This is a genomic window from Streptomyces sp. NPDC032822, assembly GCF_055578825.1.
Genome location: NZ_JBVIOL010000016.1, coordinates 63043 through 84344 on the forward strand (window position 1 = coordinate 63043; position 21302 = coordinate 84344).

21 protein-coding genes are annotated in these 21302 nt (G+C 71.4%); 14 read left to right on the top strand and 7 right to left on the bottom strand.

What is annotated here, in order from left to right; translation table 11 throughout:
• Nucleotides 1-18 precede the first annotated feature (18 nt).
• The 6 genes from ACZ5VD_RS34030 to ACZ5VD_RS34055 all read left to right on the top strand — a co-directional run bounded on the left by ACZ5VD_RS34030 (nt 19) and on the right by ACZ5VD_RS34055 (nt 6890).
• On the top strand, nt 19-780 hold the full coding sequence (locus ACZ5VD_RS34030; protein ID WP_468552136.1) for an amino acid ABC transporter ATP-binding protein: 762 nt from the start codon (nt 19-21) through the stop codon (nt 778-780).
• A gap of 33 nt (nt 781-813) precedes the next feature.
• Nucleotides 814-1893, top strand: coding sequence for an LLM class flavin-dependent oxidoreductase (locus ACZ5VD_RS34035; protein WP_468684439.1), 1080 nt, complete (start codon nt 814-816; stop codon nt 1891-1893).
• Nucleotides 1890-3221 (top strand): NtaA/DmoA family FMN-dependent monooxygenase, encoded by a 1332-nt coding sequence (locus ACZ5VD_RS34040; protein WP_468552134.1) that lies wholly within the window; start codon nt 1890-1892, stop codon nt 3219-3221. The genes ACZ5VD_RS34035 and ACZ5VD_RS34040 overlap by 4 nt, the downstream gene beginning before the upstream one ends.
• Before the next feature lie 307 nt (nt 3222-3528).
• Nucleotides 3529-4434 (top strand): S1 family peptidase, encoded by a 906-nt coding sequence (locus ACZ5VD_RS34045; RefSeq protein WP_468552133.1) that lies wholly within the window; start codon nt 3529-3531, stop codon nt 4432-4434.
• A 199-nt stretch (nt 4435-4633) separates the two neighbouring features.
• Nucleotides 4634-5575, top strand: coding sequence for a slipin family protein (locus ACZ5VD_RS34050; protein ID WP_468684520.1), 942 nt, complete (start codon nt 4634-4636; stop codon nt 5573-5575).
• Between the two features lie 232 nt (nt 5576-5807).
• Nucleotides 5808-6890: a S1 family peptidase gene (locus ACZ5VD_RS34055; protein ID WP_468684440.1), complete on the top strand. Its 1083-nt coding sequence runs from the start codon at nt 5808-5810 to the stop codon at nt 6888-6890.
• Here the strand turns inward: ACZ5VD_RS34055 and ACZ5VD_RS34060 are convergent.
• Nucleotides 6850-7116 carry a hypothetical protein gene (locus ACZ5VD_RS34060; RefSeq protein ID WP_468684441.1) on the bottom strand — a complete coding sequence of 89 codons (267 nt, stop codon included), beginning with the start codon at nt 7114-7116 and terminating at the stop codon, nt 6850-6852. The two genes, ACZ5VD_RS34055 and ACZ5VD_RS34060, sit on opposite strands and share 41 nt — an antisense overlap.
• A 133-nt stretch (nt 7117-7249) precedes the next feature.
• On the opposite strand from ACZ5VD_RS34060, the gene ACZ5VD_RS34065 reads away from it, so the two are divergent.
• Nucleotides 7250-10723, top strand: coding sequence for a DNA polymerase III subunit alpha (locus tag ACZ5VD_RS34065; protein WP_468684443.1), 3474 nt, complete (start codon nt 7250-7252; stop codon nt 10721-10723).
• Entirely contained in the window at nt 10720-11688 is a 969-nt protein-coding gene (locus ACZ5VD_RS34070; protein ID WP_468684444.1) for a DNA polymerase Y family protein, read from the top strand. The genes ACZ5VD_RS34065 and ACZ5VD_RS34070 overlap by 4 nt, the downstream gene beginning before the upstream one ends.
• A gap of 80 nt (nt 11689-11768) precedes the next feature.
• Here the strand turns inward: ACZ5VD_RS34070 and ACZ5VD_RS34075 are convergent, their stop codons facing one another.
• On the bottom strand, nt 11769-12143 hold the full coding sequence (locus ACZ5VD_RS34075) for a cupin domain-containing protein (RefSeq protein ID WP_468684445.1): 375 nt from the start codon (nt 12141-12143) through the stop codon (nt 11769-11771).
• 177 nt (nt 12144-12320) lie between these two features.
• Here ACZ5VD_RS34075 and ACZ5VD_RS34080 point away from each other — a divergent pair, with 177 nt between their 5' ends.
• Nucleotides 12321-12767 carry a MarR family winged helix-turn-helix transcriptional regulator gene (locus ACZ5VD_RS34080; protein WP_468684446.1) on the top strand — a complete coding sequence of 149 codons (447 nt, stop codon included), beginning with the start codon at nt 12321-12323 and terminating at the stop codon, nt 12765-12767.
• 182 nt (nt 12768-12949) lie between these two features.
• Nucleotides 12950-13822: an esterase/lipase family protein gene (locus ACZ5VD_RS34085; protein ID WP_468552127.1), complete on the top strand. Its 873-nt coding sequence runs from the start codon at nt 12950-12952 to the stop codon at nt 13820-13822.
• Nucleotides 13823-13876: 54 nt separating this feature from the next.
• On the opposite strand, the gene ACZ5VD_RS34090 is transcribed toward ACZ5VD_RS34085, so the two are convergent.
• Nucleotides 13877-14917, bottom strand: a complete 1041-nt coding sequence (locus ACZ5VD_RS34090; RefSeq protein ID WP_468684447.1) for a lytic polysaccharide monooxygenase auxiliary activity family 9 protein — start codon at nt 14915-14917, stop codon at nt 13877-13879.
• Between the two features lie 141 nt (nt 14918-15058).
• On the opposite strand from ACZ5VD_RS34090, the gene ACZ5VD_RS34095 reads away from it, so the two are divergent.
• A complete protein-coding gene (locus tag ACZ5VD_RS34095) occupies nt 15059-15508 on the top strand; it encodes a GNAT family N-acetyltransferase (RefSeq protein WP_468552125.1) in 450 nt (149 codons plus the stop codon).
• Between the two features lie 37 nt (nt 15509-15545).
• Here the strand turns inward: ACZ5VD_RS34095 and ACZ5VD_RS34100 are convergent, their stop codons facing one another.
• Nucleotides 15546-15680: a hypothetical protein gene (locus ACZ5VD_RS34100; RefSeq protein WP_468552124.1), complete on the bottom strand. Its 135-nt coding sequence runs from the start codon at nt 15678-15680 to the stop codon at nt 15546-15548.
• Between the two features lie 140 nt (nt 15681-15820).
• Between ACZ5VD_RS34100 and ACZ5VD_RS34105 the strand changes: the two genes are divergently transcribed.
• Nucleotides 15821-16435, top strand: coding sequence for a class I SAM-dependent methyltransferase (locus ACZ5VD_RS34105; protein ID WP_468684448.1), 615 nt, complete (start codon nt 15821-15823; stop codon nt 16433-16435).
• Between the two features lie 88 nt (nt 16436-16523).
• Here ACZ5VD_RS34105 and ACZ5VD_RS34110 read toward each other — a convergent pair whose 3' ends face one another.
• Together ACZ5VD_RS34110 and ACZ5VD_RS34115 are read right to left on the bottom strand one after the other, a co-directional pair.
• Nucleotides 16524-17075, bottom strand: a complete 552-nt coding sequence (locus tag ACZ5VD_RS34110) for a ribonuclease FAU-1 family protein (protein WP_468552122.1) — start codon at nt 17073-17075, stop codon at nt 16524-16526.
• On the bottom strand, nt 17056-17985 hold the full coding sequence (locus ACZ5VD_RS34115) for a GNAT family N-acetyltransferase (RefSeq protein WP_468552121.1): 930 nt from the start codon (nt 17983-17985) through the stop codon (nt 17056-17058). The genes ACZ5VD_RS34110 and ACZ5VD_RS34115 overlap by 20 nt, the downstream gene beginning before the upstream one ends.
• Before the next feature lie 71 nt (nt 17986-18056).
• Between ACZ5VD_RS34115 and ACZ5VD_RS34120 the strand changes: the two genes are divergently transcribed.
• The gene (locus tag ACZ5VD_RS34120; protein WP_468552120.1) at nt 18057-18428 is read left to right on the top strand and encodes a GntR family transcriptional regulator; all 372 of its coding nucleotides are present in this window, start codon (nt 18057-18059) and stop codon (nt 18426-18428) included.
• A 158-nt stretch (nt 18429-18586) separates the two neighbouring features.
• Here the strand turns inward: ACZ5VD_RS34120 and ACZ5VD_RS34125 are convergent, their stop codons facing one another.
• Entirely contained in the window at nt 18587-19681 is a 1095-nt protein-coding gene (locus ACZ5VD_RS34125; RefSeq protein ID WP_468552119.1) for a DUF5925 domain-containing protein, read from the bottom strand.
• 169 nt (nt 19682-19850) lie between these two features.
• On the opposite strand from ACZ5VD_RS34125, the gene ACZ5VD_RS34130 reads away from it, so the two are divergent.
• A complete protein-coding gene (locus ACZ5VD_RS34130) occupies nt 19851-21272 on the top strand; it encodes a GH39 family glycosyl hydrolase (RefSeq protein WP_468552118.1) in 1422 nt (473 codons plus the stop codon).
• The last annotated feature ends 30 nt before the right edge of the window (nt 21273-21302 follow it).

Sequence of the window (21302 nt, forward strand, 5' to 3'; positions counted from 1 at the left end):
CCCGAAGGATTTCCCGCCATGAGCGTCATGGTCGACATCAGGTCCGTCCACAAGAGCTTCGGCTCGCTGGAGGTGCTCAAGGGCGTCGACCTCGCCGTGCGCACCGGCGAGGTCACCGTGATCCTCGGCCCGTCCGGCTCCGGCAAGTCGACGCTGCTGCGCACCGTCAACCACCTGGAGAAGGTGGACCGGGGCGCGATCAGCGTCGACGGGGTACTGGTCGGCTACCGGCGCTCCGGCGACAGGCTGTACGAGCTGCCGGAGCGCGAGGTGCTCAGGCAGCGCACGCGGATCGGCTTCGTCTTCCAGAACTTCCACCTGTTCCCGCACCTCACCGTCCTGGACAACATCATCGAGGCGCCGGTGTCCGCGCTGAAACGGCCCCGCAAGGACGCCGTCGACTCCGCGCGCCGGCTGTTGGACCGGGTCGGGCTCGCCGAGAAGGCCGACGCCTACCCGAGGCACCTCTCCGGCGGACAACAGCAACGCGTGGCCATCGCCCGGGCGCTCGCCCTGGAACCCAGGCTGCTGCTCTTCGACGAACCGACCTCCGCGCTCGACCCCGAGCTGGTCGGCGAAGTCCTCGACGTCATCAGGGACCTGGCCCACCAGGGCATCACGATGATCGTCGTCACCCACGAGATCGGGTTCGCCCGCGAGGTCGCCGACACGGTGGTCTTCATGGACGACGGACGGATCGTCGAGCGGGGCACACCCGGCGACGTACTGGACCGGCCCCGGCACGAGCGCACCCGCGCCTTTCTCTCCAAGGTGCTCTGAACCCGCGGGTTCGGGGCAGGAAAGGTTCCCCACATGACCTCATCGCACGGCCGGCGCCTGCTGCACCTGGCCGCGGCGGTCGACCAGCAAGCGGTGTACGACGCCGACTCCTACGTCGGTCTGGCGCGCCTCGCCGAACGCGGCGGACTCGACTTCGTGACCCTGGACGACACCTTCGCCCGGCCCGGACCCGACGCGCTCGCCGTCCTGTCCCGGGTCGCGCCCGCCACCCGCCGGGTCGGTCTGGTGCCCACCGTCACCACCACACACACCGAGCCCTTCCACGTCCAGGCGGCCGTCGCGACCCTCGACTGGGTCAGCCGCGGCCGGGCCGGCTGGCGGATCGACGTGTCCACCGGCGAGGGCGAGGCCCGCCTCTTCGGCCGGCGCAACGCGGCCCCGGCCGGCGCGCTGTGGCGGGAGGCCGGTGAAGTCGCCGACGTGGCCGCCCGGTTGTGGGACAGCTGGGAGGACGACGCCGAGATACGGGACGCGGCGACCGGCCGTTCCATCGACCGGGACAAGCTGCACCACGTCGACTTCACCGGATCCGCCTTCTCGGTCAAGGGCCCCTCGATCGTGCCCAGACCCCCGCAGGGCCACCCGGTGCGCGTGGTCGACGCCACCGAGGGGCACGTCCGGCAGACCGCGGCCCGGTATGCCGACGTGGCGCTGGTCCGTGCGGTGAGCGCCACACAGCTCGGGGCCGCGCGAGCCCAACTGCGCCAATCCGCGGCGACGTTCGGCCGGAACCCCGACGACCTGCGGGTCCTCGCCGCCCTGGTCGTCGACCTCGGGGGCGGCGAGTTCGCGGCCGAGCCCGGTCACGGCGGAGGCGGCCCCCGGCAGACCGCCCAGGGCCCGCTGTACCGGGGCGGCCCCGTCGACCTCGCCGAGCTGATCGCCTCCTGGTACACCGACGGCGTCACCGACGGCTTCCATCTCACGCCCGCCGAGCCACGCCGTGACCTGGAGCGGCTCGTCAACGGCACGGTGGCACTGCTGCAACACCGGGGCCTGTTCCGCACGTTCTACCCGGGCAGCACGCTCAGGGAGCACCTGGGCCTGGGCCGGCCGGCCAACCGGTACGCCGTGACGAGGGAAGCGTCATGACCGTACGGAAGTTCTCGAAGCCCGCGCGGAGACGGATCCATCTGGCCGCGCACTTCCCCGGCGTCGACAACACCACCGTCTGGACGGCCCCCGACTCCCGTTCCCGGATCGAGTTCTCCTCCTTCGAGCGTCTCGCCCGCACGGCCGAACGCGGTCTGTTCGACTTCTTCTTCCTCGCCGAAGGGCTGCGGCCGCGCGGGCACAAGGGCCGTATCCACGACCTGGACGTGGTCGGGCGCCCCGAGTCGCTCACCGTGCTGGGCGCGCTCGCCGCCGTGACCGAACGGCTCGGGCTCGCCGCGACCGTCGACGCCACCTTCAACGAGCCGTACGAACTCGCCCGCAGACTGGCCACGCTGGACCATCTCAGCGGCGGCCGGGCCGCCTGGAACGTGGTGACCTCCTCGGACGCCCTCACCGGCGAGAACTTCCGGCGCGGGGGATATCTGGACCGGGCCGAGCGCTACTCACGCGCCGCCGAGTTCGTCGCCACCGCACGGGAGTTGTGGGACTCCTGGACCCCGGACGCGGGCGCGCGGCCGTTCGCGCACCGGGGCCGGCACTTCGACATCGCGGGCGAGTTCGGCGTCCCGCGCCCGCCGCAGGGGCACCCGGTCGTCATCCAGGCGGGCGACTCCGAGGAGGGGCGGGAGTTCGCCGCCGCCACGGCCGACGTGGTCTTCACCCGGCGGGGGACGCCGGAGGAGGGGCGTGCCTTCTACGCCGACGTGAAGCGGCGTCTGGAGAAGTACGGCCGGGGTGTCGACGACCTGAAGATCATGCCCGGCGTCGGTGTCGTCCTCGGTGACAGCGCGGCCGAGGCCCGGGAGCGGGCGGCCGAGATCCGGCGCCGACAGGTGTCCCCGCAGAGCGCGCTCCGCACGCTGGAGCAGCTCTGGGGCGTCGACCTGTCGTCGTACGACCCGGACGGGCCGCTGCCCGAGATCGACCCGGTGCCCGAGCCGGCGCTCACGCGGGGGCGGACCGGGCGCGGCGACACCGTGGCGAGGGCCGAGAAGTGGCGGGCGCTGTCGAAGGAGAAGGGGCTGTCCATCCGGCAGACCGTGATCGAGGCGGGCGGCCGGCAGTCCTTCGTCGGCACCCCGGAGGCGGTCGCGGCCGAACTGGAGACCCACGTACGGCAGGAGGCGGCCGACGGCTTCGTCCTCGTCCCGCACCTCACCCCGGGCGGCCTCGACGAGTTCGTGGACCGGGTGGTGCCGCTGCTCCAGGAGCGCGGCGCGTTCCGCACGGCCTATGAGGGCACCACTCTGCGCTCACATCTGGGGCTCTCCGACCCGGCGGAGGAGGGTGATACGGACGGGTGACTTCCGGACATCCCCGGGACGGGGCGTGGCGACGGGAGCGTGGTCGCCCGTCGCCGCCATCCGGCTGGTGGTCGGCGGGGGTCACGCCGTACGCGCCTTCGGTCATCTCGCGTAGACCGTAAAGATCGTTCAAAGCTTGACGGCCGAAAGGCGCCCTTGCGTCTACCGGTCGTTCGGCCGAATACTCCCCCACAGCGCTTGTCAGGGGCACGGCGTGTTCGGAATCCGGGCGACCGGAGTCCCTGGCTGCGCCTCACGGGCCCGAACCCCACGAGGGCCCCCGACTTCCCATGTGGAGGAACGAAAAGTGAGGATCAAGCGCACCACCCCCCGCAGCGGTATCTCGAGACGGACCCGGCTGATCGCCGTCACCTCCGGACTCGCGGCCGCCGCCGCCATCGCGATCCCCAGCGCGAACGCGTCCGACGCCCCCACCACTTTCAGCGCCACCGCGCTCAAGAGCGCCGGCGGTTCGGTGCTCAAGGCCGACGTCCCGGGCACCGCCTGGGCCGTCGACAGCAAGACCAACCGTGTCGTCGTCACCGTCGACAGCACGGTCTCCCAGGCCGAGATCGCGGAGATCAAGGAGCAGGCGGGCAGCAACGCCGACGCGCTCACGATCAAGCGGACCCCCGGCACGTTCAACAAGCTGATCCAGGGTGGCGACGCCATCTATGCGAGTAGCTGGCGCTGCTCCCTCGGCTTCAACGTCCAGAACAGCAGCGGCGTCCAGTACTTCCTGACCGCCGGCCACTGCACCGACGGCGCGGGCACCTGGTACTCCAACTCGGGCCGCACCACGGTCATCGGCTCCACCACGGGCTCCAGCTTCCCGGGCAACGACTACGGCATCGTGCGGTACTCCGGGTCCGTCACCAGGCCCGGCACCGCGAACGGCGTGGACATCACCCGTGCGGCCATACCCGCCGTGGGCACCACCGTCATCCGTGACGGCTCCACCACCGGTACGCACAGCGGCCGTGTCACCGCCCTCAACGCGACGGTCAACTACGGCGGCGGCGACATCGTCTCCGGTCTGATCCAGACCAACGTCTGCGCCGAGCCCGGCGACTCCGGTGGTTCGCTCTACGGCAGCAACGGCACCGCGTACGGTCTTACCTCCGGCGGCAGCGGCAACTGCACCTCCGGCGGCACGACCTTCTTCCAGCCCGTCACGGAGGCCCTCAGCGCCTACGGCGTCAGCATCTACTGAGGCCCCGGCCCGACGTCGGCACCCGTACGACCTGGCCTGCGGCCAGCGGCAGGCGAGCCCCCGCACGCAACTCTCGTGCGGGGGCTCGCCCTTGTCCGTGTACCGGGGATACCGTCGACGTACAGGCGGTCATCCCCTGTGAGCGAAGCGCAGGCGGCAGCCCTCTGGCACACGTCCACGTCGGACCCTGGGGGCCGTGATGGTCGAGGAACTGGTGGTGGCGGGAGCGACGCTCGCGTCCGCCGGAGCGGTGTACGTGATGGCGGCGGCGCGGGTCGTCAAACAGTACGAACGGGGCGTGGTCTTCCGCCTCGGCAAGCTCCGGTCGGAGGTGCGTCAGCCCGGGTTCACCCTGATCGTCCCGGGCATCGACAAGCTCCGGAAGGTCAACATGCAGATCGTGACGATGCCGGTGCCGGGGCAGGAGGGCATCACCCGGGACAACGTCACGGTGCGCGTCGACGCTGTCGTCTACTTCAAGGTGACCGCGGCGGCCGAGGCGATCGTCAGGGTCGAGGACTACCGGTTCGCGGTGGCGCAGATGGCCCAGACCTCACTTCGGTCCATCATCGGCAAGAGCGAGCTGGACGATCTGCTCTCCAACCGCGAAAAGCTCAATCAGGGGCTGGAGTTGATGATCGACAGCCCGGCGGTGGAGTGGGGCGTCACCATCGACCGGGTCGAGATCAAGGACGTCTCGCTGCCCGAGACCATGAAGCGGTCCATGGCCCGCCAGGCGGAGGCCGACCGGGAGCGCCGGGCGCGGGTCATCAACGCCGACGCCGAGCTCCAGGCGTCGAAGAAGCTGGCCGAGGCGGCCAAGGAGATGTCCGAGCAGCCCGCCGCGCTGCAACTGCGGCTGCTGCAGACGGTGGTGGCGGTCGCCGCCGAGAAGAACTCGACGCTCGTACTGCCGTTCCCGGTGGAACTGCTGCGGTTCCTGGAGCGGGCGCAGCCGGCTCCGCCGGCACCTCCTCCCGTGGTGCAGCAACCGGCACCTCCCGTGGAGCGGCAGCCGGCGCCCTCCGAGGTGCAGCAATCGGCACCCTCCGAGGTGCAGCAATCGGTGCAGGAGCAACCGACGTCCGGCGAACCCCGTCCGAATCCCGATGAGCAGGGGTCGATTTCAAGACAGGAGTAGACCTCACAGGCTGATACAGGTTACTCGCACGTAGTATTTGCACTGCGAATGGCCTGGGGTGACCGTGGACGGTCAAAAATCATGGGGGCGTGCAACCGTGTTCTACGCGCGTCCTGAAGTCGACCTTGTGCGCCCCCTGTGGGGTTCGGAAGAGTAAGTGCCTGTCAACCAGCCTTCCGGTCCACGAGGTCCCCACCATCTCTTGGACCGACCCCCCACAGGAGGACGCGAGTTGAAGCACCGACGCATACCCAGGCGGCGGATCGTCGTGGCAGGCGCGGGTATCACCGCGCTGGTCGCCGCGGGAGTCACCTTCCAGACTGCGAACGCCAGCGAGTCCCCCAAGGCCCCTGAGCCCCAGGTCCTTTCGGCTCTGGCGGCCGGAAAGCTCGCCTCGACGCTCGGCCAGGACCTCGGCGCCGACGCGGCGGGCACGTTCTACGACGCGAAGACCAAGAGCCTCGTGGTCAACGTGCTCGACGAGGCCGCGGCCGAGACCGTCGAGGCGGCCGGCGCCCAGGCCAGAATCGTCGAGAACTCCCTCGCCGAGCTGAAGAGCGCCCGCGGCACCCTCACCGAGGACGCCACCATCCCGGGCACCGCCTGGGCGACCGACCCGACGACCAACCAGATCGTCGTCACCGCCGACCGCACGGTCTCCGACGCCGAGTGGGCGAAGCTGACCAAGGTCGTCAAGGGGCTCGGCGCCACCGCCGAACTCCAGCGCACCAAGGGGGAGTTCAAGCCCTTCCTCGCGGGTGGCGACGCCATCACCGGAGGCGGCGGGCGCTGCTCGCTCGGCTTCAACGTGGTCAAGGGCGGCGAGCCGTTCTTCCTCACCGCCGGCCACTGCACCGAGTCCATCTCCACCTGGTCGGACTCCAGCGGCGCCGAGATCGGCACCAACGAGGTCTCCAGCTTCCCGGACGACGACTACGGCCTGGTCAAGTACACCGCCGACGTGGACCACCCGAGCGAGGTGAACCTCTACAACGGCTCCGCCCAGCAGATCACCGGCGCCGCCGAGGCCACCGTAGGTATGAAGGTGACCCGCAGCGGCTCGACCACCCAGGTGCACGACGGCACGGTCACCGGCCTGGACGCCACCGTGAACTACGGCAGCGGCGACATCGTCAACGGCCTGATCCAGACCGACGTCTGCGCCGAGCCCGGCGACAGTGGCGGCTCGCTCTTCTCGGGCAGCAACGCGATCGGCCTCACCTCCGGCGGCAGCGGCGACTGCACCTCGGGCGGCGAGACCTTCTTCCAGCCGGTCACCGAGGCGCTGTCGGCGACCGGTACACAGATCGGCTGACACCCAGGCCGCCTGAGGCCACCCCGGTTCCCGTGAAGTCCCGCCCCTCGCGCGAGGGGCGGGACTTCCGTGCCGTACGGGACTTTCGTGCCGTGGGGAACGCGCTCAGGCGGACGCCGCCCGGGGCGGTGAAGAGCAGCTGGAGCGCGACCACGCCGAGTACGAGCAGCGTCGCCCGCGGGGTGGCGGCGTCCCGCACCTCGGAGAGGAAGCCGGTCCGTGTCATGTCCCCACGGCCCGAGGGGGCAGATGTTTCCGCAGGTGGGAGGCGGCCGAACGGCCGTCGTACACATGTTCGGAATTTGGTCTATGGTGGGGGTGAGGTAGCTGGGAACTGATGTTCGATATGGGAGGTGCGGATGCCGGATTTCACGCATCTGCACACCGTCTCCGGGTTCTCCCTGCGGTACGGGGCCTCGCACCCGGAGCGCCTCGCCGAGCGCGCCTCGGAGCGGGGCATGGACGCCCTCGCCCTCACCGACCGCGACACCCTCTCCGGCGCAATCCGCTTCGCCAAGGCCTGTGCGACGGCGGGCGTGCGCCCCCTGTTCGGCGTCGAACTGGCGGTGGAGCGGCCCGAGGCGCCGCGGGGTGACGCGTCCGTACGGCGTGACAGGCGCCGCACCCCCGTGCGCGGCGGTGCCTTCATCGACGAGTCGACACCCCGCGTCACCTTTCTCGCCCGGGACGGCGCCCGCGGCTGGGCCGACCTGTGCCGGCTGGTCACCGCCGCGCACACCGCCGAGGGCACCCCCCTGCTGCGCCGGCCCGACAGCCACGCCGACGGCCTGACCGTCCTGCTGGGCCCCGCCTCCGACGTCGGCCGCGCCCTCGCCGCCGGGCGTCCCGACCGGGCCGCGAGGCTCCTCGTCCCCTGGCGGGAGAGCTACGGCGACGCCCTGCGCCTCGAAGCCGTCTGGCACGGCCGCGAGGGCACGGGTCCCGGCTCCCTGCGCCTGGCCGCCCGTACCGTCGGCTTCGCCGCCGAGCAGCGGATCCGGCCCGTGCTCAGCAACGCCGTCCGGTACGCCGATCCCGGCCTCGGCCCGGTCGCCGACGTCCTGGACGCCGCCCGCCGCCTGGTCCCCGTCGACGGCACCAGGGAACTGGACTCCGGGGAGGCTTGGCTCAAGGACGCGGGCGCCATGTTCCAGGCCGCCGAGCGGATCGTCGAGGCCGCGGGCTACCGGCGCGACACCGCCCACCGGCTGCTGGAACAGACCCGGGCGACGGCCGCGGAGTGCCTGGTCGACCCCGAGGACGACCTCGGCATCGGCACCGTCCACTTCCCCGAGCCGCACCTGGTCGGCGCGGGCCGCCGCACCGCGCAGCGGGCGCTGGCCTCGCGGGCGACGGCGGGCATGGTGCGCGGGGGTCACGCCGGGAAGCGCGCCTACTGGGAGCGGATGCACCGGGAACTGGACATCATCGCCCACCACGGCTTCGCCTCCTACTTCCTGACGGTCGCTCAAGTGGTGGACGACGTAAGGGACATGGGCATCCGGGTCGCGGCCCGCGGCTCCGGTGCCGGCTCCCTCGTCAACCACCTTCTCGGTATCGCGCACGCCGACCCGGTCGAACACGGGCTGCTGATGGAACGTTTCCTGTCCAAGGAACGGGTCGTCCTGCCGGACATCGACATCGACGTGGAGTCCGCGCGCCGCCTGGAGGTCTACCGGGCGATCATCGGCCGGTTCGGTGCCGAGCGGGTCGCCACGGTCGCCATGCCGGAGACCTACCGGGTGCGGCACGCGATCCGTGACGTCGGCGCCGCCCTCTCCATGGATCCGGCCGACATCGACCGCATCGCCAAGTCCTTCCCGCACATCCGGGCCCGCGACGCCCGCGCGGCGCTGGAGGAGTTGCCCGAACTGAAGGCGCTCGCCGAGGAGTTCCGGCGGGCGGGGGAGCGGCATGGCAGGCTCTGGGAACTGGTCGAGTCCCTCGACGCCCTCCCGCGCTCGGTCGCCATGCACCCCTGCGGGGTCCTGCTCTCCGACGCCTCCCTGCTCTCCCGTACGCCGGTGATGCCGACCAGCGGCGAGGGCTTCCCCATGTCCCAGTTCGACAAGGAGGACGTCGAGGAACTCGGGCTGCTCAAGCTCGACGTCCTCGGGGTGCGGATGCAGTCGGCGATGGCGCACGCGGTCGCGGAGGTGGAGCGGGCGACGGGGGACCGGATCGACCTGGACGCGGTGCCGGACGGCGACCCGGCGACGTACCGGCTCGTCCGCTCCGCCGAGACGTTGGGCTGCTTCCAGATCGAGTCGCCGGGCCAGCGGGATCTGGTGGGGCGCCTTCAGCCGGCCGGCTTCCACGACCTCGTCGTCGACATCTCGCTGTTCCGGCCGGGACCGGTCGCCGCCGACATGGTGCGGCCGTTCATCGAGGCGCGGCACGGGCGGGCGCCGATCCGTTACCCGCACCCGGACCTGGAGGGACCGCTGAAGGAGACGTACGGAGTCGTCGTCTTCCACGAGCAGATCATCGACATCGTGGCCATCATGACCGGCTGCGGGCGCGGCGAGGCGGACCGGGTGCGGCGCGGGCTGTCCGACCCGGAGTCGCAGGGGCGGATCAGGATCTGGTTCGCGCGGCACGCGGCGGCCGGCGGCTACGACGCAGAAACGATTCAGCGGACCTGGGAGATCATCGAGGCCTTCGGGTCCTACGGCTTCTGCAAGGCGCACGCGGTCGCCTTCGCCGTGCCGACGTACCAGTCGGCGTGGCTGAAGGCGCACCATCCGGCCGCCTTCTACGCCGGGTTGCTCACCCATGACCCCGGGATGTATCCGAAGCGGCTGCTGCTGGCGGACGCGCGGCGGCGCGGGGTGCCGATCCTGCCGTTGGATGTGAACAGGTCGGCGGTCGCCCACCGTATCGAACTGGTGTCTGAATCTCCTGCGGTGTGGGGGCTGCGTCTCGCCCTCTCCGATGTGCACGGCATCGGCGAGGCCGAGGCGGCGCGGGTCGCGGACGGGCAGCGGTACGCCTCGCTGCTCGACTTCTGGGAGCGGGCGCGGCCGAGCAGGCCGCTCGCCGGACGGCTCGCCCAGGTGGGCGCGTTGGACGCCTTCGGTGCCAACCGGCGTGATCTGCAACTGCACTTGACCGAGCTGCACCGGGGTGCGCGGGGCAAGGGCGGCGGGGGCGGCGGAGGGTCTGCGGGCGGTGCGGGTCAACTCCCGCTGTCCGGTGGGCGGCAGACGGCGCCGGCCGGGCTGCCCGACCTCTCCTCGACGGAGCGGCTGAGCGCCGAACTGGGGGTGCTGTCCATGGACGCCTCGCGCCATCTGATGGACGACCACCGGACCTTCCTCGACGAGCTGGGCGTGCGGTCGGCGCGCCGGCTGCGCGAGGCCCGGCACGGGGAGACCGTGCTGGTCGCGGGGGCCAAGGCGGCCACCCAGACGCCGCCGATCCGGTCCGGCAAACGCGTCATCTTCTCCACTCTGGACGACGGCACCGGCCTGGTCGACCTCGCCTTCTTCGACGACTCCCACGACGCCTGCGCGCACACCGTCTTCCACTCCTGGCTGCTGCTGGTACGCGGGGTGGTGCAGCGGCGCGGTCCACGCAGCCTCAGCGTGGTGGGTGCCGCCGCCTGGAACCTCGCCGAACTCGTCGAGCTGCGCGCCGAGGGCGGGCTCGACGTGGTGGCGGCGCGGCTGGCCGAGCCGGTGCCGGAAAGGACCGGCGATCCGAGCGGGGGCCGGCGAATCCAGATGCCCACCGGATACGAACTGCATCCATGGGCGGACCTGCGCCCGGCGGGGGAAGAGCCCGCGAAAGCAAGGAAGTTGTGGCACCAGAGTCCGGGGAGTGCGGGATGACCATCCTCTGTATACGTTTCCAGCTGCCGTCGGCGCGGGAGGCGGCCCTGCCGGGGCTGCTCGGGTTGCTGGAGGAGTTCACCCCCGTCGTCGAAGCATTGCCGCCGGACGGCGCGCTCGCCGATCTGCGGGGCGCCGAACGGTACTTCGGGCGCGGCGCGGTGGAACTGGCGTCGGTCATCCGGGTACGGGCGCTCGCCCTGCACGGCGTCGACTGTGTGATCGGCGCCGGACCCGGCCCGATGCTGGCCCGCGTCGCGCTGCGCGCCGCCGAGCCGGGGGTGACCCGCGCGGTCTCCGAGGACGCCGTCGTGGGGTTCCTCGCCGGCCAGCCCGTCGCCGCGCTGCCCGGCGTCGGCGCCGCGACCGCCCGCACCCTGCGCGAGTACGGTCTCGACACCCTCGGCCTGGTCGCCGCCGCGCCCCTGTCCACGCTGCAGCGGCTGATCGGCGCGAAGGCCGGCCGCGAACTGCGCGAGAAGGCGAACGGTATCGACCGCGGCCGGGTCGTACCGAACGGCGTCTCCCGCTCACTGGCCGCCGAACGCCCCTTCGACCGTGATGAGCTGGACGCCGACCGGCACCGTCGGGCCCTGCTCTCGGCCGCCGGGGAACTGGGCGCCCGGCTGCGCGCCCTCGACAAGGTCTGCGGCACCCTGACCCTCACCGTGCGCTACGCCGACCGTTCCTCGACGACCCGCACCCGCACCCTCGGGGAACCGACCGCCCACTCGGCCGCGCTGACGAAGGCGGCCTACGGCATGTACGAGGCACTCGGCCTCCAGCGCGCCCGGGTCCGCTCGGTCGCCCTGCGCGCCGAAAGCCTCGGCCCCGCCGAACAGGCCTCCTACCAGCTCGCCTTCGACCCCGTGGACGAGAAGGTCCGCCGCGTCGAGGAGGTCGCGGACCGCGCACGAGCCAAGTTCGGGCCGCGCGCGGTGATGCCGGGGACGCTGGCGGCGTAGCGCCGAACGGGGACCGGCTGAACGGAGGCCGGCTCGACAGGTCCTGGTGGAACGGGTGCCGGTCGACCAGGTCCCAGCTCCTAGTTGGCCCACGGGGGTGTGATGCGGGTGCCGTCCGCGAGTTCCGCCTCCAGGCCGATGGAGGTGGTGACCCAGGAGAAGGCGGTCTCGGACGTCGGGTTCTCGATGCTCAGGGTCGATCCCGGGTTGATGATCACCGTGTCGCCCGCGGTGACCCGGTCGGTGTGGCCGTCGAGGGTGATCAGGAGTTCGCCGCCGAGGAGGTGGAGGATCTCCTCCCGGTTGACCGTGTGGGCGGGGGCTCGGGTTCCCGGCGGGATCTCGCCGCGCCAGGCGCACAGCTCCCTGCTGCCGGTGAGGGGAGTGGCGTACGAGACGAAGCGGACGCCGTGGATCTCGTGGGTGACGGCGTCGGACGGGCGGATGACGGGCATGGGGCCTCCGGTCGTGGAAGGTCGCAGAAAGGTGGTGAAAGGCAGTAGGAGATTTGGAAGGTCGGGAAGATCCGGATGTGCGGGTGATAGGGGCGGCTGAAGTGGTCAAGTAGCTTGACTACTTGGCTCTATGGTCAAGCTGCTTGACCAGTTCGTCAAGGGTGTTTCAATGCATCCGTGCAGAACTCCGAGGCCATGGCCCTGTCCGCCGCGCTGCTCGCCGTCGCCGGTGAGCTCACGCAGCGCATCAATGAAGGTGTCGTCGCCCGCGGCTTCGAGGGGGTCAGGCCCGCGCACGGGTTCGCGTTCGCCCGGCTCGCCCCGGACGGGGCCACGGTCACCGACCTCGCGGCGCATCTCGGGGTGACCAAGCAGGCGGCGAGTCAGCTCGTCGACGAGATCGTGCGCAAGGGGTATGCCGAGCGGCGGCCGCACCCCGGGGACGCGCGGGCGCGGTTGGTCGTGCTGACCGGGCGGGGGTGGGACTGCGCCCGTGCGGCGGAGGAGTCGGCGGCGGAGGTGGTCGGGGAATGGGCCGAACTGCTGGGCGAGGGTGAAGTGCTGGCGTTGCGTGACCGATTGGGACGCATTGCTCCCTATGGTCCCATCAGGCCCGCCTGGTGACGGTTTATCAGTAGTGACTTCCGTCGACTTCCGTCGATGGTTACCACTGGAAGTTTTTACTGACGCGTAACTTCACAAGCGCACTACTCGCTCGTAACTTGACGAGTGAACAGCATTCTTGTGATCCGGATCACAGGGCGTAGAGCCGTCGCAACTCCCTTGAGCCGCAAGGAGATCACACGATGCTGCCCTGGAAACGAGTGCTCAGACCCCTGACCGCGCTGCTGCTGACAGCCGCGGTCGCCGTCATCCCCGCCACCACCACCGCCCAGGCCGCCGAAGCCGCCGCCACCTCGCGGAGCGGCTGGAACGACTACTCCTGCAAGCCCTCCGCCGCCCACCCCCGCCCCGTCGTCCTCGTCCACGGCACCTTCGGCAACTCCGTCGACAACTGGCTGGGCCTCGCGCCCTACCTGGAGAACCGCGGCTACTGCGTCTTCTCGCTCGACTACGGCCGACTCCCCGGCGTCCCGCTCTTCCACGGCCTCGGCCCGGTCGGCGCATCGGCCGAACAGCTCAAGACCTACGTCGAGAAGGTGCTCGCCGCGACCGGCGCCACCGAGACCGACCTCGTCGGGCACTCGCAGGGCGGCATGATGCCCCGCTACTACCTGAGGTTCCTCGGCGGAGCAGCCAAGGTGAACGCCCTAGTCGGCATCGCGCCCACCAACCACGGCACCACGCTCTCCGGCCTCACCGGCCTCCTGCCGTACTTCCCCGGCGTCGAGGACCTGCTCACCACCCACACCCCCGCCCTCGCCGACCAGGTCGCCGGCTCCGCCTTCCTCGCCAAGCTCAACGCGGGCGGTGACACCGTCCCCGGCGTTCAGTACACGGTCCTCGCCACCCGGTACGACGAGGTGGTCACGCCGTACCGGAGCCAGTACCTCAGCGGAACGAACGTCCACAACGTCCTGCTCCAGGACCTGTGCCCGCTCGATCTCTCCGAGCACGTGGCGATCGGCCTGTTCGACCGGATCGCCTTCCACGAAGTGGCCAACGCCCTCGACCCGGCCCACGCCACCCCGACCACCTGCGCCTCGGCGTTCGGCTGAGTGCCGCCGGGGCCTGTCCGGCCTGAGCCGCCGGTCAGGCCCCGGAGTTCCGGATCAGCGCCCGCGTCGGCCGCCACCCACCGCACGCCGGCGGACCGACCCGAACAGCGCGGCCGAGCCGAGCGCCAGCGCGGCGGCCCCACCGATGGCGAGATACGGCGTGCTGCCGTCGCCGCCCGTCTCGGCGAGGTTCCCGGTGGCACCGGCCGCCTCGGGCTCGTTGGACACGGGGCTCTCCCGGTCCGCCACCGGCTCCGCCGAGGTGTCGGCGTGCTGGTCGCCATGGCCGTCGTGCTCGATCGTCGACTTGTCGCTGCCGTCCTCGATCTGCTCCTCGGAAGGGGCGGAGGCGGCCGGGGCGGGGACGGTCGAGGCAGGGGACGAGCCGGTTGTCGTACCGCTGTCGTTGCCTTCGTTGCCTTCGTTGCTTTCGCTGCCGTCGCCGTCGCTGTCACCGCTTCCGCCGAACGAGACGTCCGAGCAGGAGTAGAACGCCTCCGGGCTGTCCGAGCGCTGCCAGATCGCGTACAGCACCTGCTTGCCGGAGCGCTGGGGGAGCGTGCCGGAGAAGGTGTAGAAGCCGCTGGACGCGACCGGATCCGTGGCCGTGGCCACCGGGTCGGCCAGGTCCAGGTCGTCCCAGGCGAGGGGCTGGGCCGGGTCGTAGCCGGCCTTGGTGAGATACACCTTGAAGGTGCCCTTGTGCGGGGCGGTCACGCGGTACTTGAAGGTGTACGGCCCGCTGTTCACGCCGGTCGCGGGCCAGTCGGCGCGGGCCAGGTCGAGTCCCTTGAACTCGTCGTTGTCCGCGCTGCACAGCCTGCCGTCCGGGATCAGCGCCCGGTGCTGCCCGTCCGCGTTGCCGATGCGGATGCCGTTCCAGTCGTAGAGCGCCTGCGTGCCACCGGCCGCGACCGCCGCCTTGCAGGCGTCCGACCGTGGGCTCTCCGGGCCCTCCGCGTAGCACTGCGAGACCCGGCTGACCGGATCGCCCATCGAACCGTGCGCGGCCGCGGGGGCGGCGGACAGCGCGCTCAGGGCCAGCGGGGCCAGGCCCAGAGCGGCGACGGTGGCGGCCTTGCGGCGTGCGGGCATGGGGGATCTCCTCGGAACCGGAACTGATGGGTGCCGGATCAAAGAAACCCTGAAAACCCCTGCTGAGGGCCGCTCGTGACGATCTTTATGGCCGCCTTAAGGGAGTGCTGAGGCGGAGATCAGGTAGGTAGCGTGCGCGCCATGAGCAACGAGGAGATCCGGCCTGCCACGGCGGCCGACGTGCCTGCCGTGCGGGCCGTCACCGACGCCGCCTATCACCCCTACATCGCGCGCATAGGTGTGGTGCCGCGGCCCATGGAGGCGGACCACACGGCGGACGTGGCCGGGGGAAAGGTGTTCGTGGTGGGGGAGCCCGTGGTCGGGCTGGTGGTGGTCGAGGCGTACGCGGACCACCTGTATCTGGACAGCGTCGCCGTCCACCCGGACGCGCACGGCACGGGCGTCGGGGGACGGCTGCTGCGTTTCGTGGAGGCACGCGCGCGTGCGCTGCGGCTGCCCGAGGTCAGGCTCCACACGAACGCCCTGATGTGGGAGAACCAGCGGATCTACCCGAAGTACGGGTACGAGGTCGTGGAGCGGCGCGTGGAGGGACCGTACGACCGCGTGCACTACCGCAAGCGGCTGGACTGAGGGGCTTCGGGCGGGAAACCCGTCCCTCGACCATGCCTCACCCGTCCGGCCACCACGTGCGGGCGATGTCCTTGCGGACCTCGGGGCGCTCCGCGGGGCGCTGGTCGGCCTCTTCGCGGACCCTGCGGGAGTCGCTCTTCTTCAGGGGCTTCTGCACGGTCATACGGCGCATGGCTGCCTCCTTCAGGGTCTATCGAGTTCCGCGTTCTCACGGAGATAGACCCGTTGAGGGAGAGTTCCTCATCGATTGCCGTTCTGTCAGTGGCGGCTGTCACCATTCGAGTGTCAGTGGCGGGTGTCACTCTTGGGCGCATGACGAACGAGAGTGACGACACGACTGCGGCGGGTGTCGACTGGGACACGCAGGCCGCCGCCTTCGACGACGAGCCGGACCACGGCCTGCGTGACCCCGAGGTGCGCCTCGCCTGGGCGGAGCGGCTGCGCGGCTGGCTTCCCGGGCGCCCGTCCGACGTCCTCGACCTCGGCTGCGGCACCGGAAGCCTGTCGCTCCTCGCGGCCGAGCAGGGACACCACGTCACCGGAGTGGACGGATCCCCGGCCATGGTCGACCTGGCCCGCGCGAAACTGGCCGGCCGTGACGCGGTGTTCCTCCTCGGTGACGCGACGGCGCCGCCGGTGGGAGAGCAGCGCTTCGACGTCGTGCTCGTCCGGCATGTGCTGTGGGCGCTGCCCGACCCCGGCCGCGCCCTGCGGCACTGGCGGGAACTGCTGCGGCCCGGCGGCCGGCTGGTGCTGGTCGAGGGGGTGTGGGGATCGGCGAGCCCGGTGGGCATACCCGCCGACCGACTCGCCGCCCTCCTTGCCCCGCTCGCCGGGCAGGTGCGCGTGGACCGGTTGTCGGGGGAGGCGCTGTTGTGGGGGAAGGAGGTGGAGGACGAGCGGTACGCGGTGGTGGCGATGGTGTGAGGTGTCGGCCACCGCCCCCTCGATCCAGCACCTCAAGCCAGCGCCTCGGTCCAGCGCCTCAGCCCGCCCTCAGGTTCGCAGTGACCCCTTATGCCAGCAGCGCCTTCAGACCGTCCCCCGTGGTCGCCGACGCCTCCAGCTCGTCCAGCGCCGCGACAGCCGCTGCCGCCGCCCGCGGATCCCGCTCCGCGAGGCCGCTCTCCGCGAACTCGTCCTCGTCCAGCCGCAGTACGTCCGTGCCGTCCGCCGACACCCACAGGTCCAGGTCGAGATCCTCGACGACCAGCTCGGTGCCGACGAGCCTCGCGGGGCGTGTGACGTCGCAGTACCAGCCCTTCAGTGCCCCTGCCGCGTCACGGACCTCCTTCACCGCGTACCAGCGGTCCCGCCAGTAGTACTCGGTGAAGACGTCGCCCGGCTCGAAGCGGACGAAGCCGAAGTCGCGGACGCCCTCGCCGGCCCAGGGGGCGCGTACCGCGAGCCGCGTGCCGTCGTCGACGAGGAGTTCGGCCCCGTAACGGATCTTCGTACGGCCCGCCTTGACGAGGACGACGTCCAGGGTGGGATCCGGAACGACGTCAGGGACGACATCAGGGACGCCGTTCGGGAAGGGGGAAGGCTCAGCCGAGTTCGCGGACATACCGCACCTCCGTCGCGCAGATCTCGTACCCGAACCACTTGTTGATCGCGATCATCGGGCCGTTGCCGGTGTCATTGCCCGTGAACGCCTCCGTGAGTCCGGCGGCGCGGGCGCGGTGCAGGGAGTCGTTCTTGGCCAGTTTGGCCAGACCCCGGCCGCGGAAGGCGCGGGCGGTGCCGGTCATGACGGTGCCGTAGCGCGTGCCGCCGTCCGTGCGGGCGGCACTGAAGGCGGCGGGGCGGCCGTCCACCACGGCGACCGAGGTCAGCTCGTGGCTGAGCAGGGGGTGGTGCCAGGTCTCCGCCAGCCAGGACTCGTAGTCGGTGAACTCGTAGTCGATGTCGCTCGGTTCGTCCGACGTGGTCTCCGAGTCCAGCGCGAACAGCGGTCGCGGATCCGCCGCGAAGTCGGCGGCTGTACGCAGTTCGACGCCCGGCGGGAGCGGCGCGAGGGGCGGCAGGGCGCCGCCGGCCAGGTCCAGGCGGAGGAAGTGCGCGGAGCGACTGCCGCGGTAGCCGTGCCGCTCGGCGAAGGCGCGGTTGCCCGGCTCGTCCAGGACCCAGGAGAAGAGCCTGGTCGCGCCCCGGGCGGCGAGGTGCTCCTCGGCGGCACGGACCAGCAGCGCGCCGGCGCCGCGGCCGGTGCGCTCAGGAGCCACGTAGACGTTCAGGTAGCCCATGCCGGGCTCCGGGCTGTCGTGGACGAGCCCGACCTGCGCCGTGCCGATCACCTCGCCGTCCTCCTCGGCGACCAGGGGGCGGTAGTGGGCCTCGGGCCGGATGTGCGCGAGGTCGTAGGTGAGGGAGGCCGGGGTGACGAGGAAGAAGGGGAGCGCGAGGTGGCGGACCCGGGCGAATCCCTCGATGTCGGTTCGGACCTCGGAGGCGAGGTCGCGCACGGTCACAGTCATGTGCTCGGACGCTACGGGGGAGATGCACCGCGGTGCCTCTCATTTTCGGGTGGGTGCGGGACAATCACCCCGTGACCTTGAAGATCCACATCGATGAGAGCGCCCCGCCGTACGAGCAGGTGCGGTCGCAGATCTCCGAACAGGCGCGCGCGGGCGGGCTGCCGGTCGGGTACCGGCTGCCGACGGTACGCGGGCTGGCCGAGTCGCTCGGCCTCGCCGCGAACACCGTCGCCAAGGCGTACCGGGCGCTGGAGGCCGACGGGGTGATCGAGACCCGGGGCCGCAACGGCACGTATGTCGCGGCGGCGGGCTCGGCGGCCGAACGCGAGGTGGCCTCGGCCGCCCAGGCCTACGCGGAGCGGGCCCGACGGCTCGGGCTGACGGAGGCGGACGCGACGGCCGCCGTACGCGATGCCCTGCGGGCGGCCTACGGGGCGGGGTGAGCCCCGCGCGCCCGTACATACCTGTAGGTACAGGCTTGCCGTACTGGTAGGTACAGGCCCGCCGTACTCGTACGTACAGGCCCGCCCTACTGGCAGATACAGGCCCGCCGTACCTGTAGGTAAAGCCTCGCGTCCCGGTATGTACAGTCCCGCTGTATCTACAGGTACAGGCCGGCGTCCGCTCCTTCGCGCTGCTCCGGGACCGAGGTCGGTGAGGTGCCCCGCCGTAGTGCGTACAGCTCCGCCAGCGTCGCGCCCTCGCGGCCGACGCCCTCCTCGGTGCCCAGCCAGCTCACCGCCTCCCGGCGGGTCAGCGCGCCCACCTCGATGCGGGCCAGACAGCGGCCGGGGCGGACCACGGCCGGGTGGAGGCGCTCCAGGTCCTCGTTGGTGGTGACGCCGACCAGGACGTTGCGGCCCTGGCCGAGCAGGCCGTCGGTCAGGTTGAGCAGCCGCGACAGGGCCTGGCCCGCGGTGTGCTTCGCCTCCCCGCGGATCAGCTCGTCACAGTCCTCCAGGAGGAGCAGCCGCCAACGCCCCTTCCCCGTGCCGTCCTCCTCGCCGATCGCGATGTCCATCAGATAGCCCACGTCGGAGAAGAGCCGCTCCGGGTCCAGGACGCAGTCCACCTGGCACCAGTCGCGCCAGGAACGGGCCAGCGTCCGCAGCGCCGACGTCTTGCCGGTGCCCGGCGGGCCGTGCAGGAGGAGCAGCCGGCCCGCGATGTCCTCGGGGGTCGTCTTCATCAGGCGGTCCATCGCGTCCGCCACCGGCGCGGTGTAGTTGTCCCGCACCTCGTCCCAGGTGCCCGCGGAGATCTGCCGGGTGGTGCGGTGCGGGCCGCGCCGGGGGGAGACGTACCAGAAGCCCATGGTCACGTTCTCCGGCTGCGGTTCGGGCTCGTCCGCCGCGCCGTCGGTGGCCTGGTCGAGGACCTTCTCGGCCAGCTCGGGGGTGGTCGCCGTCACCGTGACGTCGGCGCCGCGGTTCCAGCGGGAGATCAGCAGGGTCCAGCCGTCGCCCTCCGCCAGCGTCGCGCTGCGGTCGTCGTCGCGGGCGACGCGCAGCACGCGGGCGCCGGCCGGCAGCAGGGTCGCCCCGGACCGCACACGGTCGATGTTGGCCGCGTGCGAGTACGGCTGCTCGCCCGTCGCGAAGCGGCCGAGGAACAGCGCGTCGACGACGTCGGACGGTGAGTCGCTGTCGTCGACGTTGAGCCGGATCGGCAGCGCGTCGTGTGGGTTTGCAGACATGCCCGCCATGATCCGGCACACGGGCGCCGTGTGCACCCGCTTTCCGCAGCGCGGGGATCGTGCCGCGGGCCTCCCGCGCCCTCCCGGCGTATCCCCACTGCCCTGTTACAAGGCTGTACGCCCACGACCTCTGCCCCATAGGGCGCCCTCCCGGCTACGGTTGTCCTCGATGGGACGTCATGGGTGGAATTCGGGGGTGGGACGGTGGCGGCTCACCGCGCTGCTGGGCGTCGGTGTGGCCGCGCTGGCCCTGGTGGTGACCCTGCTCAACACGCTTCCCGGGGGTGGCTCGGGCACCGAGGGCACCTCGCGCGACGGCGACAAGGTGCACGGCACGCCCACCGCCACGCCCGACGCGACCCGGCCCGACGTGGGCTGGGGCTTCACCCACACCCAGTTCAGCGCCGACGAGGGCAGTGCCGCCGCCGTCGAGCGCGTCGAGGAGCGGCTCTCCAAGGACGGCGGGGTGCCGCAGATCCAGCACCTGATGGGCTGGGGCGCCGCCAACCCCGAACCGGTGAAGGGGCGTTACGACTTCGGGGCGATGGACCGCCGTGTCGACTTCATGCGCGCCTCCGGCGGTACGCCCGTGATCACGCTGTGCTGCGCCCCCGACTGGATGAAGGGCGGCGAGGCCGGCGTCGACAACACCGACTGGAGCCAGGGCGCCCTGGAGACCGCCCCGGAGCGCGCGCACTACCAGGACTTCGCCGACCTGGCCGCGACCGTCGCCAAACGCTACCCGGACGTACGCCACTTCATCGTCTGGAACGAGTTCAAGGGCTTCTGGAACAACACGGAGGCCCGCTGGGACCACGAGGGGTACACCGAGTTCTACAACCTCGTCTACAAGGCCCTGAAGAAGGTGAACAAGGACATCATGGTCGGCGGGCCCTATCTGGTCATGGACAGTGTCGACCCGAGGTCGGCGGACGCCTCCGCGACCTTCAAGGGCCCCTGGGGCGCCATGGACCAGCGGGTCCTGGACGCCTTCGACTACTGGAACAAGCACAAGGCCGGCGCCGAGTTCGTGGTCGTGGACGGCTCCAGCTACACCCAGGACGACGAGCTGCTGCCCGACGAGTTCGCGGCCACCGACAAGTTCACCGCGGTCGGCGACTGGGTACGGGCGCGGACCGACGGTCTGCCGCTGTGGTGGGCCGAGTACTACGTCGAGCCCGCCGACGGCGACGACGAACGCGAGGGCTGGTCCGAGACCCGCCGCGTCGCCGTCCAGGCCGCCGGCCTGATCGCCATGGTCGAGGGCGGCGCCTCCTCCGGCTTCTACTGGAACCCGGAGAACGAGAAGGGCACCGACTGCCCCGGCTGTCTGTGGACCCCGACCCACAGCCGCGGCGGTGGCGAGCCGCTGCCCATGTACGACCTGGTCTCCCGCTTCGGCAGGGAGTTCCCGCCGGGCACCTCCTTCCAAGAGGTCTCCGTGGCCCGGGCCACCGCGCCCGACCTGCGGGTCCTGGCGACCGATCGGGTGATCCTGGTCGTCAACACCCTCGACCGGTCGATCAGCACGAAGATCGACGGGAAGACGACCGAACTCCAGGCCTACGAGGTCAAGTGGCTCAAGCGCTGAGCCACTCGACCGTCGCCTACCGGGCCCCGG

What these genes read in the sequence shown, in the direction of transcription:
- ACZ5VD_RS34040 (WP_468552134.1), top strand. Translation starts at nt 1,890, where the DNA reads ATGACCGTACGGAAGTTCTCGAAGCCCGCGCGGAGACGGATCCATCTG.
- ACZ5VD_RS34085 (WP_468552127.1), top strand. Translation starts at nt 12,950, where the DNA reads ATGCTGCCCTGGAAACGAGTGCTCAGACCCCTGACCGCGCTGCTGCTG.
- ACZ5VD_RS34075 (WP_468684445.1), bottom strand. Translation starts at nt 12,143, where the DNA reads ATGCCCGTCATCCGCCCGTCCGACGCCGTCACCCACGAGATCCACGGC.
- ACZ5VD_RS34130 (WP_468552118.1), top strand. Translation starts at nt 19,851, where the DNA reads ATGGGACGTCATGGGTGGAATTCGGGGGTGGGACGGTGGCGGCTCACC.
- ACZ5VD_RS34050 (WP_468684520.1), top strand. Translation starts at nt 4,634, where the DNA reads ATGGTCGAGGAACTGGTGGTGGCGGGAGCGACGCTCGCGTCCGCCGGA.
- ACZ5VD_RS34100 (WP_468552124.1), bottom strand. Translation starts at nt 15,680, where the DNA reads ATGCGCCGTATGACCGTGCAGAAGCCCCTGAAGAAGAGCGACTCCCGC.
- ACZ5VD_RS34035 (WP_468684439.1), top strand. Translation starts at nt 814, where the DNA reads ATGACCTCATCGCACGGCCGGCGCCTGCTGCACCTGGCCGCGGCGGTC.
- ACZ5VD_RS34110 (WP_468552122.1), bottom strand. Translation starts at nt 17,075, where the DNA reads ATGTCCGCGAACTCGGCTGAGCCTTCCCCCTTCCCGAACGGCGTCCCT.
- ACZ5VD_RS34095 (WP_468552125.1), top strand. Translation starts at nt 15,059, where the DNA reads ATGAGCAACGAGGAGATCCGGCCTGCCACGGCGGCCGACGTGCCTGCC.
- ACZ5VD_RS34090 (WP_468684447.1), bottom strand. Translation starts at nt 14,917, where the DNA reads ATGCCCGCACGCCGCAAGGCCGCCACCGTCGCCGCTCTGGGCCTGGCC.
- ACZ5VD_RS34060 (WP_468684441.1), bottom strand. Translation starts at nt 7,116, where the DNA reads ATGACACGGACCGGCTTCCTCTCCGAGGTGCGGGACGCCGCCACCCCG.
- ACZ5VD_RS34105 (WP_468684448.1), top strand. Translation starts at nt 15,821, where the DNA reads ATGACGAACGAGAGTGACGACACGACTGCGGCGGGTGTCGACTGGGAC.
- ACZ5VD_RS34065 (WP_468684443.1), top strand. Translation starts at nt 7,250, where the DNA reads ATGCCGGATTTCACGCATCTGCACACCGTCTCCGGGTTCTCCCTGCGG.
- ACZ5VD_RS34125 (WP_468552119.1), bottom strand. Translation starts at nt 19,681, where the DNA reads ATGTCTGCAAACCCACACGACGCGCTGCCGATCCGGCTCAACGTCGAC.
- ACZ5VD_RS34115 (WP_468552121.1), bottom strand. Translation starts at nt 17,985, where the DNA reads ATGACTGTGACCGTGCGCGACCTCGCCTCCGAGGTCCGAACCGACATC.
- ACZ5VD_RS34030 (WP_468552136.1), top strand. Translation starts at nt 19, where the DNA reads ATGAGCGTCATGGTCGACATCAGGTCCGTCCACAAGAGCTTCGGCTCG.
- ACZ5VD_RS34070 (WP_468684444.1), top strand. Translation starts at nt 10,720, where the DNA reads ATGACCATCCTCTGTATACGTTTCCAGCTGCCGTCGGCGCGGGAGGCG.